Here is a 15300-nt window from a genome sequence, read left to right as displayed (position 1 = left end):
TTTCGTCGCGTCCCGCTTACAGGCGTTCGATGATGCCCGCGGCGCCCATGCCGGTGCCGACGCACATCGTGACCATCCCGTACTTCAGGTTGCGGCGGCGCAGGCCGTGCACGACGGTCGCCGCGCGGATCGCGCCGGTCGCGCCGAGCGGGTGGCCGAGTGCGATCGCGCCGCCCAGCGGGTTGACCTTCGACGGGTCGAGGCCGAGATCGCGGATCACCGCCAGCGATTGCGCGGCGAACGCCTCGTTCAGCTCGATCCAGTCGAGATCGTCCTGCTTCAGGCCCGCGGCCTTCAGCGCGGCCGGAATCGCTTCCTTCGGACCGATGCCCATGATTTCCGGCGGCACGCCGCGCACCGCGAAGCTCACGAAGCGCGCGAGCGGCGTCAGGTTGAATTCCTTGAGCACCTTCTCCGACACGACGAGCAGCGCGCCCGCGCCGTCCGACGTCTGCGAGCTGTTGCCGGCCGTCACCGAGCCCTTGTTCGCGAACACCGTGCGCAGCTTCGCGAGGCCTTCGAGCGACGTGTCCGCGCGCGGGCCTTCGTCGAGCGCGATCTCGCGCGTCTTCACGTCGACTTCGCCGGTCGCGAGGTTCGGGAAACGCTCGGTGAGCGTGTACGCGGCGATCTCGTCGTTGAACTCGCCGGCCTGCTGCGCGGCGAGCGCCTTCCGGTGCGACTCGACCGAGAACGCGTCCTGGTCCTCGCGGCTCACCTTCCACTGGTCGGCGACACGCTCGGCCGTCAGGCCCATCCCGTATGCGATGCCGAAGTCTTCGTTGCGATCGAAGATGTGCGGCGACATCGACGGCTTGTTGCCCATCATCGGCACCATGCTCATCGATTCGCAGCCGCCCGCGAGCAGCGCGTCCGACTCGCCGACACGGATGCGGTCGGCCGCCATCGCGAGTGCCGTGATGCCCGACGCGCAGAAGCGGTTGACCGTCACGCCGCCGACCGTCTGCGGCAGGCCCGCGAGCAGCGCGCCCATCCGCGCGACGTTCAGGCCCTGCTCGGCTTCCGGAATCGCGCAGCCGATGATCGCGTCCTCGATCAGCTTCGTGTCGAAGCCGGGCACCTGCGCGACCGCCGACCTGATCGCGTGGACCAGCAGCTCGTCCGGGCGCGTGTTCTTGAATACACCGCGCGGGGCCTTGCCGATCGGCGTGCGGCTGGCGGCGACGATGTATGCGTCTTGCAATTGTTTGCTCATTTCAGACTCCTTGTCCGCTCTGTCCGCTCGCTCAGTTACGCACCGGCTTGCCGGTCTGCAACATGCCCATGATCCGTTCCTGCGTCTTCTGCGTGCCGAGCAGCTCGACGAACGCACGGCGCTCGAGCGCGAGCAGCCACTGCTCGTCGACGAGGCTGCCGGCTTCGACGTCGCCGCCGCACACCGCTTCGGCGATGCGGCTCGCGATCAGGTAGTCGTGCTCGCTGATGAAGCGGCCGTCACGCATGTTGACGAGCGACGCCTTGATCGTCGCGATCGCCGAGCGGCCCGCGACCGGCACGTCCTTCGCCCGCAGCGGTGCGCGGTAGCCGCTTGCGGCCAGCGCGCGCGCTTCCTTCTTCGCGGTGTCGAGCAGTTCGAACACGTTGAAGATGATCGTGTCGGACGGCTTCAGGTAGCCCATCGCACGCGCATCGTGCGCGGACGCCGACACCTTCGCCATCGCCGCGTTCTCGAACGACTTCGTGACGAACTTCAGGATGTCGGTGGTCGCATTCGCAGCCGTTGCGGCATCCGCCGCGCGCAGCGCGGCTTCCTTCAGGCCGCCGCCCGCCGGCACCAGGCCGACGCCCACTTCGACGAGGCCGATGTAGCTCTCGACGTGCACGACGCGCTTCGCGCTGTGCAGCATCAGCTCGCACCCGCCGCCGAGCGCGATGCCCGACACGGCTGCAACGACCGGCACGTTCGCGTACTTCACGCGCAGCATGCCTTCCTGGAACTTCTTCACGAACGGCTCGATGCCCTTCGCGCCGCCCATCATGAACGCGGGCATCGCCTCTTCGAGGTTCGCGCCGGCCGAGAACGGGCCGCCCGGCGTGCCGAGCTTCAGCGACGTCGGCTGCCAGATCACCACGCCCTTGTAGTCCTTCTCCGCGAGTTCGATCGCCTGCACGAGGCCGTCGATCACGCTCGGTCCGATCGTGTTCATCTTCGACTTGAACGACACGATCACGACGTCGTCCTCGCCCGCCCGGTCGTCGACCCAGGCGCGCACCGCGTCGGTCTCGAACAGCGTCTTGCCGTAGGTCTTCGGATCGGCACCGGTTTCGCCGAGCAGCGGCGCGCGGAACACCTGCTTGTTGTAGACGGCGAGGTCCGAACGCGGCACGAAGCGCTGCGCCGCCGGTGCCCATGAGCCTTCGGCCGTGTGCACGCCGCCCTGCTCGGCAACCGGGCCTTCGAGCACCCACGTCGGCAGCGGCACGTTCGCGAGCGCCTTGCCGGCCGCGATGTCTTCCTGCACCCACTCGGCGACCTGCTTCCAGCCGGCGGCCTGCCAGCCTTCGAACGGACCTTCGTTCCAGCCGAAGCCCCAGCGGATCGCGAGGTCGACGTCGCGCGCGTTGTCGGCGATCGACTCGAGATGCACGCCGATGTAGTGGAACACGTCGCGGAAGATCGACCACAGGAACTGCGCGTGCGGATGGTCCGTCTCGCGCAGCAGCTTCAGGCGCTCGGCCGGCGGACGCTTCAGGATGCGGCCGACGGTTTCGTCGGCCTTCGCGCCCGAATCGACGTAGGTGCCCGTCTTCGCGTCGAGCACCTTGATCGCCTTGCCTTCCTTCTTGTAGAAACCGGCGCCCGTCTTCTGGCCGAGCGCGCCCTGCTTCACCAGTTCGGCGAGCACGGCTGGCGTCTGGTAGACCGGAAAGAACGGATCGTCGGCGAGGTTGTCCTGCATCGTCTTGATCACGTGCGCCATCGTGTCGAGGCCGACCACGTCCGCGGTGCGGAACGTTGCCGACTTCGCGCGGCCGAGGCGGCTGCCGGTCAGATCGTCGACTTCGTCGAAGCGCAGGCCGAACTTCGCGGCCTCGGTGATCACCGCGAGGATCGAGAAGATGCCGACGCGGTTCGCGATGAAGTTCGGCGTGTCCTTCGCGCGCACGACGCCCTTGCCGACGATGCTCGTCAGGAACGTCTCGAGCTGGTCGAGGATCTCCGGGCGCGTATGCGCGGTCGGGATCAGCTCGACGAGGTGCATGTAGCGCGGCGGGTTGAAGAAGTGCACGCCGCAGAAGCGCGCCTTCAGCTCGTCCGAGAAACCTTCGGACAGCTTCGTGATCGACAGGCCCGACGTGTTGGTCGCGAAGATCGCGTTCGGCGCGAGGTGCGGCGCGACCTTCTTGTACAGGTCGTGCTTCCAGTCCATCCGCTCGGCGATCGCCTCGATCACGACGTCGCATTCGGCCAGCTTCGCGATGTCGTCTTCGTAGTTCGCTGCCTCGAGGTACTTCGCGTCGTCCTTCACGCCGAACGGCGCGGGCGACAGCTTCTTCAGGTTCTCGATCGCCTTCAGCGCGATCGCGTTTTTCGGGCCGTCCTTGGCCGGCAGGTCGAACAGCAGCACCGGCACGCGCGCGTTGATGAGGTGCGCGGCGATCTGCGCGCCCATCACGCCGGCGCCCAGCACGGCGACCTTGCGAATCAGGAAATTGCTCACGGGATGTCTCCGGATAGTGTCGTGCAGCGCGGGATGTGAGGGCTGCACGGAGAAGTGAGTACCAGGAACCGTTGCGTTCGGGCGGCACGCAGCGCACCGCCCGGACTCGCGTCAGAACAGCGATTCGTCGACTTCCATCAGCGTCTTCGAGCCGGCGCGCGCGGCGCGGATCGTCGATGCCGTTTCGGGCAGCAGGCGCGCGAAGTAGAAGCGGGCCGTCGCGAGCTTCGACTTGTAGAACGGATCGCCCGACGCTTCGTTATCGAGTGCGAGGCGCGCCATCCGCGCCCAGAAGTACGAGAACACCAGGTGGCCGACGGTGCGCAGGTACGGCACGGCGGCAGCGCCGACTTCGTCGGGGTTCTGCATCGCCTTCATGCCGATTTCCATCGTCAGCTTCTGCACCTTGTCGCCGATGTCGGCGAGCGGGTTGATGAACTCGGCCATTTCCGGCTTCACGCCTTCGGCTTCCGCGAATTCCGTGACGAGCTTGCCGAACTTCTTCAGCTTCGCGCCCATGTCGCCGAGCACCTTGCGGCCCAGCAGGTCGAGCGACTGGATCGAGTTCGTGCCTTCGTAGATCATGTTGATCCGTGCATCGCGCACGTATTGCTCCATGCCCCACTCGGAGATGAAGCCATGGCCGCCGTAGATCTGCATCGCGTGGTTCGTGCACTCGAACGCGTTGTCGGTCAGGAACGCCTTGATGATCGGCGTGAGCAGCGCGACGAGGTCGGCCGCTTCCTTGCGCACCGCTTCGTCGGCGTGCGACAGTTCCTTGTCGATCTGCAGCGCGGACCAGTACGTGAACGCGCGTGCGCCTTCCGCGTACGCCTTCTGCGTGAGCAGCATGCGGCGCACGTCCGGGTGCACGATGATCGGGTCGGCCGGCTTGTCCGGCGCCTTCGGGCCCGTCAGCGAGCGCATCTGCAGGCGCTCCTTCGCATACGCGAGCGAATTCTGGTACGCGACTTCCGTGAGGCCGAGGCCCTGCGCGCCGACGCCGAGACGGGCTGCATTCATCATCACGAACATCGCGTTCAAGCCCTTGTTCGGCTCGCCGACCATCCAGCCCTTCGCGTTGTCGAGGTTCATCACGCAGGTCGAGTTGCCGTGGATGCCCATCTTGTGCTCGATCGAGCCGCACTTGATGCCGTTGCGCTCGCCCGGCTCGCCCGCCGCGTCGGGAATGAACTTCGGCACGATGAACAGCGAGATGCCCTTCGTGCCCTGCGGCGCGTCCGGCAGGCGCGCGAGCACGAGGTGGACGATGTTCTCCGCCATGTCGTGTTCGCCGCTCGAGATGAAGATCTTCGTGCCGCTGATCGAGTACGAGCCGTCGCCGTTCGGTTCGGCCTTGGTGCGCAGGATGCCGAGGTCGGTGCCGCAGTGCGGCTCGGTCAGGCACATCGTGCCGGTCCATTCGCCCGTCACGAGCTTCGGCAGGTAGGTCTTCTGCAGTTCCGGTGCGCCGTGCGCGTGCAGGCATTCGTACGCGCCGTGCGACAGGCCCGGATACATCGTCCATGCCTGGTTCGCCGAGTTCATCATCTCGTAGAGCGCGTTGTTCACGAACGCGGGCAGGCCCTGGCCGCCGTAGTCCGGATCGCAGCCGAGCGCCGGCCAGCCGGCCTCGACGTATTGCCGGTAGGCTTCCTTGAAGCCGGTCGGGGTCTTCACGACGCCGTCGCCTTCATACGTGCAGCCTTCGCGGTCGCCGACCTGGTTCAGCGGGAACAGTACCTCGGAGCAGAACTTGCCCGCCTCCTCGAGGACCTGGTTGATCGTGTCGGCGTCGAGGTCCGCATGCTTGGGCATTTGCTTGACTTCGGCTTCGACGTTCAGAAGCTCGTGCAACACGAATTGCATGTCGCGCAGCGGCGCGGCGTACTGTCCCATGACTCTCTCCAAAGGTGGGCAAAACGGCTCGAGCTCCTGGCGGGCGGATCACGCGCCGCTAACGGCTCTCGCTCTGATACGAAACAATCGTCTTTTCCAGCGCGGCCCACGTGAGGCGCACGGCATCCGGCGAATGCAGGAAACGTGCGTCGTGATGCAGGCCGAGCGTGAAGCTGTACAACTCGAAGAGCATCAGGTCCGGATCGGTATCCGTGCGCAGATGCCCCTCTTCCATCGCCTGCGAGATGGCGCGCAGCAACGCGGCACGCCAGGCCGTCACGCTCGCGATCAACTGCTCGCGCACGGGGCTGTCCGGCCGGTCGTCGTACTCCACTGCGCCGCTGATGTAGATGCATCCGGTCGTCACCTCCTGGATGCGCTTCTCGATCCAGCGCGCCAGCATCGCCCGCAGACGCGGCAGGCCGCGCGCTTCGCGCAGGCTCGGAAAGAACACCTCGTTTTCGAAACGATGGTGATACTCGCGGACGACCTCGACCTGCAGGTCCTCGCGCGATCCGAAGTGCGCGAACACGCCACTCTTGCTCATCTGCATGCGCTCGGCCAGCAGGCCGATCGTCAGCCCCTCCAGCCCGTCACGGCTGGCGAGGTCCAAAGCAGCTTCAAGTATCGCGGCACGCGTCTGTTCGCCTTTTCGCATAGCTATTTCTGTAACCGTTCGGGGGTTCGAATAAAATCGAACGGCCGTACTATTATTGAGTGCGGCCGCTCGCGAAACAAGGAAATTATTAGAAACCGGTGTCTAACCGAGCCGCTATTTTGCGCGATTCCGGCGGGACCGGAGCGGCTTTTCCGCACGAACGTGCGGACAGATTTTTGAAGCGAATGCTTAGTCCGCGTCAGTCGTAACTGCCGACCGTCAGCGCCTTCATCACGACGCGATACACGGTATAGGCGAGCCAGTTCAGCATACGCTCGATGCGCGGGCGCGCGGCGAATCGCGCGGCGTCGATCTCCCGGCCGTCGGCGAACGCGGCCGCGATCGCGTCGCGCAGTTCGTTCGTGACCGAATCGTAGCGCACCAGCACGACGTTCGCCTCATTGTTCAGCATCAGGCTCAGCGCGTCCAGATTCGACGAGCCGACCGTCGCCCAGGTGTCGTCGATCACGGCCACCTTGCCGTGCAGCATCGTCTTGTCGTATTCGGCGACGCGCACGCCCGCGCGCAGCAGCGTGTGATAGAGGAACGGCACGGCCGTATCGAGCGCCGCGAACTCCTTGCGGCCGATCAGGATCCGCACGTCGACGCCGCGTCGCGCGGCGCCCGTCAGCGCACGGCGCAGCTTGCGGCCGGGCATGAAATACGGATTCGCGACCAGGATCCGCTGGCGCGCCTGGCCGATCGCCGCGAGATAGGCCTTCTCGATCGCGCGGCGGTTCACGACGTTGTCGCGTGCGACGAACGCGACGCTCGGTTCCGTCACGACCCGCAGCGCGCCGGCCTTGATCCACCGGTGGCTGCGTATCCAGCGCCGGAACATGTCGGGGAACGCTTCGCCGCCATGCAGCCCGGCCGCGTACTGTTCGTACGGCTTGTGGCCGAACTGGATCCGGTGCCACTGCAGCTCGAACGCGGCGCGCACGTCGGACACTGCCGGCCCCGCCATCTCGACCGCGAAATCCCAGCGCGGAAACGGCAGCGTCGTGCCGTTTTGCGCGTAGTCGTCGATGATGTTGATGCCGCCGCAGAACGCGGCCGCGTGATCGATCACCGCGAGCTTGCGGTGCGTGCGCGAGAAGCCGAAGCGGCCGAACAGGAAACGGTTGTAGATGCAGTGCTCGACGCCGGCCTCTGCCCACGTGTCGAACAGCGGCAGGCGCGCGGTGCCGACGCCGTCGGTGATCACGCGCACGCGCACGCCGCGCTGCGCCGCGCGGATCAGCGCATCCGACACCGGCCGGCCGGCCGCATCGTCGCAGAAGATATAGGTTTCGAGCATCACCTGCTCGCGCGCGGCATCGATCCGCTCGATCAGCGCCCGGAAGAATTCGCCGCCGCCTTCGCACAGCCGCACCGTGTTGCCCGCCGTGAACGCGAGCCGCGACGCGGAGCCGCGTTCCTGCAGGAACATCTGCCGCAATTGCGCGAAGCGCTTGCGAGCCTCCGCAGTCATGCGGACGAGCCGTGCGGCGTGCGCGCGAGTGCGACGCGCACGGGCAATTGCAGGATCGCCTCCGCGTTCGACGGCGAGAAGCAGCGCGCGGCCGCCTCGCGGAACGGCAGCCATGCGTGATCCACATGCTCGCGCGGCGACAGCGTCACGTCGACGCGACGCGGCACGCACAGGCCGAACCAGTGTTCGGTGTTGCGCGTGACGCCCGGTGCATAGCGGTGCAGGTATTGCGGATAGATCGTGTATTCGATCCGGTGGCGCCAGTCGACCAGCGCGGTGGCCGGCACGTCCGGCGTGCCGACCGAGATGCCGGTTTCCTCGGCCACTTCGCGCGCGGCCGTGACCGCGAGCGGCTCGTCGAGCGCGTCCTTCGATCCGGTCACCGATTGCCAGAAATCGGGCTGGTCGGCACGCTTGATCACCAGCACATCGAGGTCGGGCGTGTAGATCACGACGAGAACGGATTCGGGGATTTTCGGCGGCTTCGTCATCACTCGTGGTTAGACATCGTTGTCATACAACAAGCAGAGTAACACCATCGCAATCTGCGTCCACCTGAGCCCTAGGTAAGCGCCGCCAAACGGTTCACACATGCGTCTAGGCTCGCCGACTCTGTTCGCGCCGCATCAACATCCCATATGTCTGTAGCAAATCGGATCATTTCTGAGACGTACTGCCGCCCAACGCTAACCGACAAACCGCTCTCCGGAACCAGTAACTCGATTACTTTTTTACTTCTCGATTTCCGCGCAACGTTAACGAGTGCAACTTTTGGTTGTTCGATCTCTTCGACCGAATCAGGAACCTTAGCAACGGGAACCCCAAGAAATTTTGCCATCCCTTTCCTATCAGCCAAGAGCCATGATTCGATCTCTTGCACGACAAGACGAAATACCATCCTCGGATGCTGATTCGGAATCCATGCCTCCCGCACCTCACTAGGACACCGCATACCTGTATCTCGCAGATCAACCAACGTCAAAATAGGAGCGGCTTGGGCTGCCTGATTAAATCCTTTGATTTTTGTCTTTATATATCCGACACCATTCCTACCGTAACACGCTCCAATTTGGTGCCCGGCATATGTCACGATTCGCTTTGCCACTGCCTCGTCGAGTGGCCCCTCAACAAGAGAATTGACAATCATTCAAATGCCAATGACAGTTGGTTTACATTTTTTGGGGCAGATTTCGGCAAAATCACATCCGCAACGGTCAAACCGGCGCTAATCATTGACTTATCTACCTCGGACGCCGCAATCACTTTTGTCCCATTCTGCCCCGGCTCCAATCTCAACGTTTCCTCAGCAGCAATACCAGGATCGCGCAGCATTTCTTCAGAATGGGTACTAATGATCACCTGCCGCCGAATTTTTCGAGATCTGTTGATTTTATCGATAATCTGCGGCAACCTAACAACAACCTCTTTATGCAGCGATATTTCCGGCTCTTCCAACAACAGCGGCCCAACACCCTCGAAAAAAGTCCACAGCAACCCAAGTAGTCTCAGTGTCCCGTCCGACAGATCTCTTTCGGTCTGCTTTGCCGCATTTGGTCGCCAGTGCTCAAACCCGACGACCAAGTGCGGGGACCCGACCTCGTCCATATCAACGGTAATTGAAGTCAACTGAGGAACGGCCACCCTGAGTGCCGCGCCGATCTTCTTAAGCCTCGACTCTCTGATCTTCTTCTCGGTTGTCCATATTCTCAGCAAAAAATCTCGACCGAAAGGATCGTCTATCACCGGCACAGGCGAAAACGCCTTCGCATCCCGAACAACTTGCGGCACTAAACTTTGGTACGAAACAGTTTTCAAAAACTCCGCAAGTTTGCGGAATTCTTGATTTGCAACAACCTGCTCAAGCGATGTATAACGCAGTCGCTCGGTATCCTCCTCGTCTTGCGGAGGCAAACGATGGACAATTTCTCGATCATTTAGAAAAACTCGTTCCTCACGAACAACCGGGCGACGCAAATTATCTCTATTTATAACAAGTCGATAGACCCACGACTCGTTTTCATCCGAAATAGCAATCTGAATATCGATGTTTGAGTATGCTCGCGCACTCAAACATCGCAACATAGAAATTCCGCCACGGACAGAAACAGCCTTGGCCAAACCATCGTTCGCTATATCGCGGAGAAATCGGAATACATCGAGAAAGTTAGACTTTCCCGATGCGTTTGGGCCAATGATGAATGTTCGCCCACCGATAGCGCAGTCGACGTCCTTGAAGTTACGCCAATTGCGTAAAATAAGATGCGTCACTTGCATAAGAACCTCAATGAAGTCAAGTCAACCACATGTGCGTTGGGTGCGGACTACACCCAACGTTAAGCCTTCGGCTGTTCCGGCTGACGCAGACGGATGTGCAGTTCGCGCAGCTGACGCTCGTCGACCGGGCTCGGTGCCTGCGTGAGCAGATCCTGCGCACGCTGCGTCTTCGGGAACGCGATCACATCACGGATCGAGTCGGCGCCGGCCATCATCGTGACGATGCGGTCGAGGCCGAATGCGATACCGCCGTGCGGCGGCGCGCCGTACTGCAGCGCGTCCAGCAGGAAGCCGAACTTCAGCTGAGCCTCTTCCGCGCCGATCTTCAGCGCGCGGAACACCTTGCTCTGCACTTCCTCGCGGTGGATACGCACCGAGCCGCCGCCGATTTCCCAGCCGTTCAGCACCATGTCGTATGCCTTCGCGAGGCAGCGGCCCGGGTCGGTCTCGAGGTACTCGAGGTGCTCGTCCTTCGGGCTCGTGAACGGGTGGTGCGCAGCGACGTAGCGCGCATCTTCGTCGTCGTATTCGAACATCGGGAAATCGACGACCCACAGCGGCTTCCAGCCGGCCTGGACGAGGCCGTTCGCCTTGCCGAATTCCGAATGGCCGATCTTCAGGCGCAGCGCGCCGAGGCTGTCGTTGACGACCTTCGCGCGGTCGGCCGCGAAGAAGATGATGTCGCCGTCTTCAGCGCCGGTGCGCTCGAGGATCGCCGCGATCGACGCGTCGTGCAGGTTCTTGACGATCGGGCTCTGCAGGCCGTCGCGGCCCTTCGCCTTCTCGTTGACCTTGATCCAGGCGAGGCCCTTTGCGCCGTAGATGCGCACGAATTCCGTGTAGCCGTCGATGTCGCCTCGCGACAGCTCGCCGCCCTTCGGCACGCGCAGCGCCGCGACCCGGCCGTCCTTCGCGTTGGCCGGCGTGCTGAACACCTTGAAGTCGACGTCCTTCATCGCGTCGGTCAGCTCGGTGAATTCGAGCTGCACGCGCAGGTCCGGCTTGTCCGAGCCGAAACGCGCCATCGCTTCCGAGTACGGCATCACCGGGAAGGTCGCGTCGAGCTCGACGTCGATCGTCGTCTTGAAGATGTGACGGATCATGTCTTCGAACAGGTCACGGATTTCCTGCTCGCCGAGGAACGACGTCTCGCAGTCGATCTGCGTGAATTCCGGCTGACGGTCGGCACGGAGATCTTCGTCGCGGAAGCACTTGGTGATCTGGTAATAACGGTCGAAGTTCGCGACCATCAGCAGCTGCTTGAACAGCTGCGGCGACTGCGGCAGCGCGAAGAACTGGCCCGCGTTCACGCGCGACGGCACGAGGTAGTCGCGCGCGCCTTCCGGCGTGCTCTTCGTCAGCATCGGCGTTTCGATGTCGATGAAGCCCTGCTCGTCGAGGTACTTGCGCGCCTCGATCGCGACGCGGTAGCGCAGGCGCAGGTTGTGCTGCATCTGCGGACGGCGCAGGTCGAGCACGCGGTGCGTGAGACGCGTCGTTTCCGACAGGTTGTCGTCGTCGAGCTGGAACGGCGGCGTGACCGACGCGTTCAGCACGTTCAGTTCGTGGCACAGCACTTCGATCTTGCCGCTCTTCAGGCCGGCGTTGACCGTGCCGTCCGGACGGTTGCGCACGAGGCCCTTGATCTGCACGCAGAACTCGTTGCGCACGCCTTCGGCGGTCGCGAACATCTCCGCGCGATCCGGGTCGCACACCACCTGCACGAGGCCTTCACGATCGCGCAGGTCGATGAAGATCACACCGCCGTGATCGCGGCGGCGCTGCACCCAGCCGCACAGCGACACGGTTTGGCCCAGCAGGTGTTCGGTCACGAGACCGCAGTATTCAGTACGCATCGACATGATGTTTGCTTTCGTTCGGTTTGATCAACGGGCGCCGCAACGCGCGGCCCGGGCGATGATTCTTTACTTACAGCGGCGGCTCGACGGGGCGGCGGGCGGGCGCCGGAGCCGGCGCCAGGGGCGCCACGACGCCCATCGAGACGATGTACTTCAGCGCGGCATCGACCGACATGTCGAGTTCGATGACTTCGCTCTTCGGCAGCATCAGGAAGAAGCCCGACGTCGGGTTCGGCGTCGTCGGGATGTATACGCTCACGTATTCTTCCGTCAGATGATTGAGCACGTCGCCGCCGGGCGTGCCGGTCAGAAACGCGATCGTATACGAGCCGCGGCGCGGGTATTCGATCAGCAGCGCCTTGCGGAACGCGTTGCCGCTGCTCGACAGCAGCGTATCCGATACCTGCTTGACGCTCGTGTAGATCGGCCCGACGACCGGGATGTGGCGCACGACCGCATTCCACCAGGTGACGAGCTTCTGGCCGATGAAATTCCGCGTGGCCAGCCCGACGACGAAGATGAACGCGAGCGTCAGCACCGCGCCGATCCCCGGCAGGTGGAAGCCGAGCATCCGCTCGGGCTGCCACGATTCGGGCAGCAGGAGCAGCGTCTGGTCCATCGTGCCGATGATGAGACCGAGCACCCACAGCGTGATCGCGAGCGGGACGAGAACCAGCAGGCCGGTCAGAAACACCGATTTCAGGGTCGTCTTTTTCATCATCTGCCGTCAATGAACCGCGCCGGCGGCGCGGGGTGGTCGCGGCCCGGCCGGGCCGCGACGGTCAACTGCTGGCGGCGGCGGGCGCTGCGGCCGGGGCCGGCGCGGCACTCGTCGTCGTGCTTTCGGAACTGCTCGATGCAGCCGGCGCATCCGATGCGGGCGTGGCCGCCGCAGCGGCTGCCGGCGCCGCGTCGCCCGACGTCGTCGCCGGTGCGCTGGCGCCGCCGGAGCCGCCGCGGAAATCGGTGACATACCAACCCGAACCCTTCAGCTGGAAGCCCGCGGCAGTGACCTGCTTGCGAAACGCATCCTTCCCGCATTCCGGGCACTGCGACAGCGGCGCGTCGCTCATCTTCTGGAGCACGTCCTTCGCGAAACCACACGCTTCGCATCGATAGGCGTAGATCGGCATGATATTTTTCCCGCGGAAACTGGAAACGGCTTGCAAAACCTTGAATTATAGCCGAAACCTCGGCGCGCTCCGGCAACGGCCTCGACGCCCGGGCGTCAGCGGCGGCGCCACGTGAGCCAGCGCTCGTGCCCTTCGAACACCGGCAGCGAATCGGTCACGGGCAAATCCTCGATCAGTTCGAAGTGCGGCGCGAGCAGCGCGTCGAGTTCGGCACGCTCGATCCCGAACGGCGGCCCCTTCGGTTTCGCCGTCAGAAAGAAATAGCCGGCCAGCAATCCGTCCGTGGACAGCAACCCGGCCATCCGTGCCGCATAGTCGGCGCGCAGGCTCGGCGGCAGCGCGCACAGGAACGCGCGCTCGTACACCCACTGCACGTCGAACGGCGGCCGGTACGTGAAGAAATCGGCCTGCTCGACGACGTCCGCATGCGCGCCGAGCCGCGCCTTCGCGGCAGCCACCGCCTGCGCGGCAAAATCGATCGCACGCACGGGCCAGCCGGCCTGCGCGAGCCACCCGGCCTCCTGCGCACTGCCGCAGCCGGGAATCAGCACCGCGCACGGCTCGAGCCGGTGCGCGAACACGCGAAAGCCGTCCGGCACGCCGCCGAATTCCCACGGCGTCACGCCGCGCTCGAAACGCTCGTCCCAGAACGACGCGTTGCCGGGGTCGCGCGTCGCGAAATCGGCGGCCGCCGGTGCGGCCGGTTGCTTCGGATCGGACATCGCCCTGCTCCTTTCGGTCATGCGCCGTACGCGAGCGCCAGCAGCACGCGCGCGACGAGCGCCCCGACGCCGACGGCGAGGCCGAAGATCAGCAGCGCCTGCAGCAGCCGGTTGGTACGCTTCTGCTCGACGAGGACCTGACGCATCAGGTCCTCGCTCGCGGCACGCGGCGCGTCATGGCGCGCCGCCATCGCGTGATGGATCAGGCGCGGCAGTTGCGGCAGCGTCTTGCTCCACTGCGGCGCCTCGACCTTGAAACGCTCGTACCAGCCGCGCAGGCCGATCTGCTCGGTCATCCAGCGCTCGAGGTAAGGCTTCGCGGTCTTCCACAGGTCGAGTTCGGGGTCGAGCGAGCGGCCGAGCCCTTCGACGTTCAGCATGGTCTTCTGCAGCAGCACGAGCTGCGGCTGGATCTCGACGTTGAAGCGGCGCGACGTCGAGAACAGGCGCATCAGCACCTGGCCGAGCGAGATGTCCTTCAGCGCACGGTCGAAATACGGCTCGCACACCGCGCGGATCGCGCTTTCGAGCTCCTCGACGCGCGTCTCGGGCGGCACCCAGCCCGATTCGAGGTGGAGCGTCGCGACGCGGTGATAGTCGCGCTTGAAGAACGCGAGGAAGTTCTGCGCGAGGTAATTCTTGTCGAAATCGGACAGCGCGCCGACGATCCCGAAATCGAGCGCGATGTAGCGGCCGAACGTGTTCGGGTCGAGGCTCACCTGGATGTTGCCGGGGTGCATGTCCGCATGGAAGAAGCCGTCGCGGAACACCTGCGTGAAGAAGATCTCGACGCCTTCGCGCGCGAGCTTCTTGATGTCGACGCCGGCCGAGCGCAGCGTCTCGACCTGGCTGATCGGCACGCCGGTCATGCGCTCCATCACGAGCACCTGCGACGTCGAGAAATCCCAGAACATCTCGGGCACGAGCAGCAGGTCGAGGCCCGCGAAATTGCGGCGCAACTGGCTGCCGTTCGCGGCCTCGCGCATCAGGTCGAGCTCGTCGTGCAGGTACTTGTCGAATTCGGCGACGACCTCGCGCGGCTTCAGGCGCCGGCCATCGGCCCACATGCGCTCGGTCCAGATGGCGATGTCGCGCATCAGCGCGAGATCCGAATCGATCACGGACAGCATGTTCGGGCGCAGCACCTTCACGGCGACGGCCTTGCCCGCGTGCAAGCCCTGCTTGAGTTTCGCGAAATGCACCTGCGCGATCGACGCGCTCGCGATCGGCTCGCGCTCGAATTCGTCGAACAGCTCGTCGACCGGCGCACCGAGCGACTTCTCGATGATCGCGATCGCGACCGCCGAATCGAACGGCGGCACCTGGTCCTGCAGCTTCGCGAGTTCGTTCGCGAAATCGACCGACAGCAGGTCGCGACGCGTCGACAGCACCTGGCCGAACTTCACGAAGATCGGGCCGAGGCTTTCGAGTGCGTGACGCAGCCGCACGGCGGGCGGATCGGAGTAGCGGCGGCCGATCGTCGTGATCCGCAGCAGCAGCTTCACGCGACGGTCGTCGATCCGGGACAGCATCACTTCGTCGAGGCCAAAGCGGATGACGGTGTAGACAATCTTGATGAAACGGAAAATGCGCATGCC

13 protein-coding genes are annotated in these 15300 nt (G+C 64.2%); all 13 read right to left on the bottom strand.

What is annotated here, in order from left to right; translation table 11 throughout:
• Positions 1-16: 16 nt before the first annotated feature.
• Positions 17-1216 carry an acetyl-CoA C-acyltransferase gene (locus tag AC3WLY_RS22035; protein ID WP_034178997.1) on the bottom strand — a complete coding sequence of 400 codons (1200 nt, stop codon included), beginning with the start codon at positions 1214-1216 and terminating at the stop codon, positions 17-19.
• A 31-nt stretch (positions 1217-1247) separates the two neighbouring features.
• Entirely contained in the window at positions 1248-3683 is a 2436-nt protein-coding gene (locus AC3WLY_RS22030) for a 3-hydroxyacyl-CoA dehydrogenase/enoyl-CoA hydratase family protein (protein ID WP_492309924.1), read from the bottom strand.
• 111 nt (positions 3684-3794) lie between these two features.
• Positions 3795-5582 (bottom strand): acyl-CoA dehydrogenase C-terminal domain-containing protein, encoded by a 1788-nt coding sequence (locus tag AC3WLY_RS22025; protein ID WP_175962035.1) that lies wholly within the window; start codon positions 5580-5582, stop codon positions 3795-3797.
• A 58-nt stretch (positions 5583-5640) separates the two neighbouring features.
• Positions 5641-6240, bottom strand: a complete 600-nt coding sequence (locus AC3WLY_RS22020; protein ID WP_034179000.1) for a TetR/AcrR family transcriptional regulator — start codon at positions 6238-6240, stop codon at positions 5641-5643.
• 199 nt (positions 6241-6439) lie between these two features.
• A complete protein-coding gene (gene clsB / locus AC3WLY_RS22015) occupies positions 6440-7714 on the bottom strand; it encodes a cardiolipin synthase ClsB (RefSeq protein WP_492309925.1) in 1275 nt (424 codons plus the stop codon).
• Complete coding sequence (gene nudB / locus AC3WLY_RS22010) at positions 7711-8205, bottom strand: dihydroneopterin triphosphate diphosphatase (RefSeq protein ID WP_034179429.1); 495 nt, start codon at positions 8203-8205, stop codon at positions 7711-7713. Before nudB ends, clsB begins: the two co-directional genes overlap by 4 nt.
• Before the next feature lie 71 nt (positions 8206-8276).
• Positions 8277-8861 (bottom strand): DUF4276 family protein, encoded by a 585-nt coding sequence (locus AC3WLY_RS22005; protein WP_492309926.1) that lies wholly within the window; start codon positions 8859-8861, stop codon positions 8277-8279.
• On the bottom strand, positions 8858-9988 hold the full coding sequence (locus AC3WLY_RS22000) for an AAA family ATPase (RefSeq protein WP_492309927.1): 1131 nt from the start codon (positions 9986-9988) through the stop codon (positions 8858-8860). The genes AC3WLY_RS22005 and AC3WLY_RS22000 overlap by 4 nt, the downstream gene beginning before the upstream one ends.
• A 59-nt stretch (positions 9989-10047) precedes the next feature.
• Positions 10048-11850 carry an aspartate--tRNA ligase gene (aspS, locus tag AC3WLY_RS21995; protein ID WP_034179002.1) on the bottom strand — a complete coding sequence of 601 codons (1803 nt, stop codon included), beginning with the start codon at positions 11848-11850 and terminating at the stop codon, positions 10048-10050.
• Between the two features lie 67 nt (positions 11851-11917).
• Positions 11918-12568 (bottom strand): DUF502 domain-containing protein, encoded by a 651-nt coding sequence (locus AC3WLY_RS21990; protein WP_072443501.1) that lies wholly within the window; start codon positions 12566-12568, stop codon positions 11918-11920.
• A 61-nt stretch (positions 12569-12629) separates the two neighbouring features.
• Entirely contained in the window at positions 12630-12980 is a 351-nt protein-coding gene (locus AC3WLY_RS21985) for an FmdB family zinc ribbon protein (RefSeq protein WP_492309928.1), read from the bottom strand.
• A gap of 95 nt (positions 12981-13075) precedes the next feature.
• The gene (locus AC3WLY_RS21980) at positions 13076-13702 is read right to left on the bottom strand and encodes a class I SAM-dependent methyltransferase (RefSeq protein ID WP_175962038.1); all 627 of its coding nucleotides are present in this window, start codon (positions 13700-13702) and stop codon (positions 13076-13078) included.
• 17 nt (positions 13703-13719) lie between these two features.
• On the bottom strand, positions 13720-15297 hold the full coding sequence (gene ubiB, locus AC3WLY_RS21975; RefSeq protein WP_072443505.1) for a ubiquinone biosynthesis regulatory protein kinase UbiB: 1578 nt from the start codon (positions 15295-15297) through the stop codon (positions 13720-13722).
• Positions 15298-15300 lie beyond the last annotated feature (3 nt).

Source organism: Burkholderia sp. FW306-1C-G01B, from assembly GCF_058781685.1.
Note: the sequence above shows the minus strand (reverse complement) of the source record. Positions and strands in the feature narration are given on the sequence as shown.

Bases quoted from the DNA above. Each gene is read 5' to 3' on its own strand.
- AC3WLY_RS22025 (WP_175962035.1), bottom strand. From the start codon at position 5,582: ATGGGACAGTACGCCGCGCCGCTGCGCGACATGCAATTCGTGTTGCAC.
- ubiB (WP_072443505.1), bottom strand. From the start codon at position 15,297: ATGCGCATTTTCCGTTTCATCAAGATTGTCTACACCGTCATCCGCTTT.
- AC3WLY_RS21985 (WP_492309928.1), bottom strand. From the start codon at position 12,980: ATGCCGATCTACGCCTATCGATGCGAAGCGTGTGGTTTCGCGAAGGAC.
- aspS (WP_034179002.1), bottom strand. From the start codon at position 11,850: ATGTCGATGCGTACTGAATACTGCGGTCTCGTGACCGAACACCTGCTG.
- AC3WLY_RS21990 (WP_072443501.1), bottom strand. From the start codon at position 12,568: ATGATGAAAAAGACGACCCTGAAATCGGTGTTTCTGACCGGCCTGCTG.
- AC3WLY_RS22005 (WP_492309926.1), bottom strand. From the start codon at position 8,861: ATGATTGTCAATTCTCTTGTTGAGGGGCCACTCGACGAGGCAGTGGCA.
- AC3WLY_RS21980 (WP_175962038.1), bottom strand. From the start codon at position 13,702: ATGTCCGATCCGAAGCAACCGGCCGCACCGGCGGCCGCCGATTTCGCG.
- nudB (WP_034179429.1), bottom strand. From the start codon at position 8,205: ATGACGAAGCCGCCGAAAATCCCCGAATCCGTTCTCGTCGTGATCTAC.
- AC3WLY_RS22020 (WP_034179000.1), bottom strand. From the start codon at position 6,240: ATGCGAAAAGGCGAACAGACGCGTGCCGCGATACTTGAAGCTGCTTTG.
- clsB (WP_492309925.1), bottom strand. From the start codon at position 7,714: ATGACTGCGGAGGCTCGCAAGCGCTTCGCGCAATTGCGGCAGATGTTC.
- AC3WLY_RS22000 (WP_492309927.1), bottom strand. From the start codon at position 9,988: ATGCAAGTGACGCATCTTATTTTACGCAATTGGCGTAACTTCAAGGAC.
- AC3WLY_RS22035 (WP_034178997.1), bottom strand. From the start codon at position 1,216: ATGAGCAAACAATTGCAAGACGCATACATCGTCGCCGCCAGCCGCACG.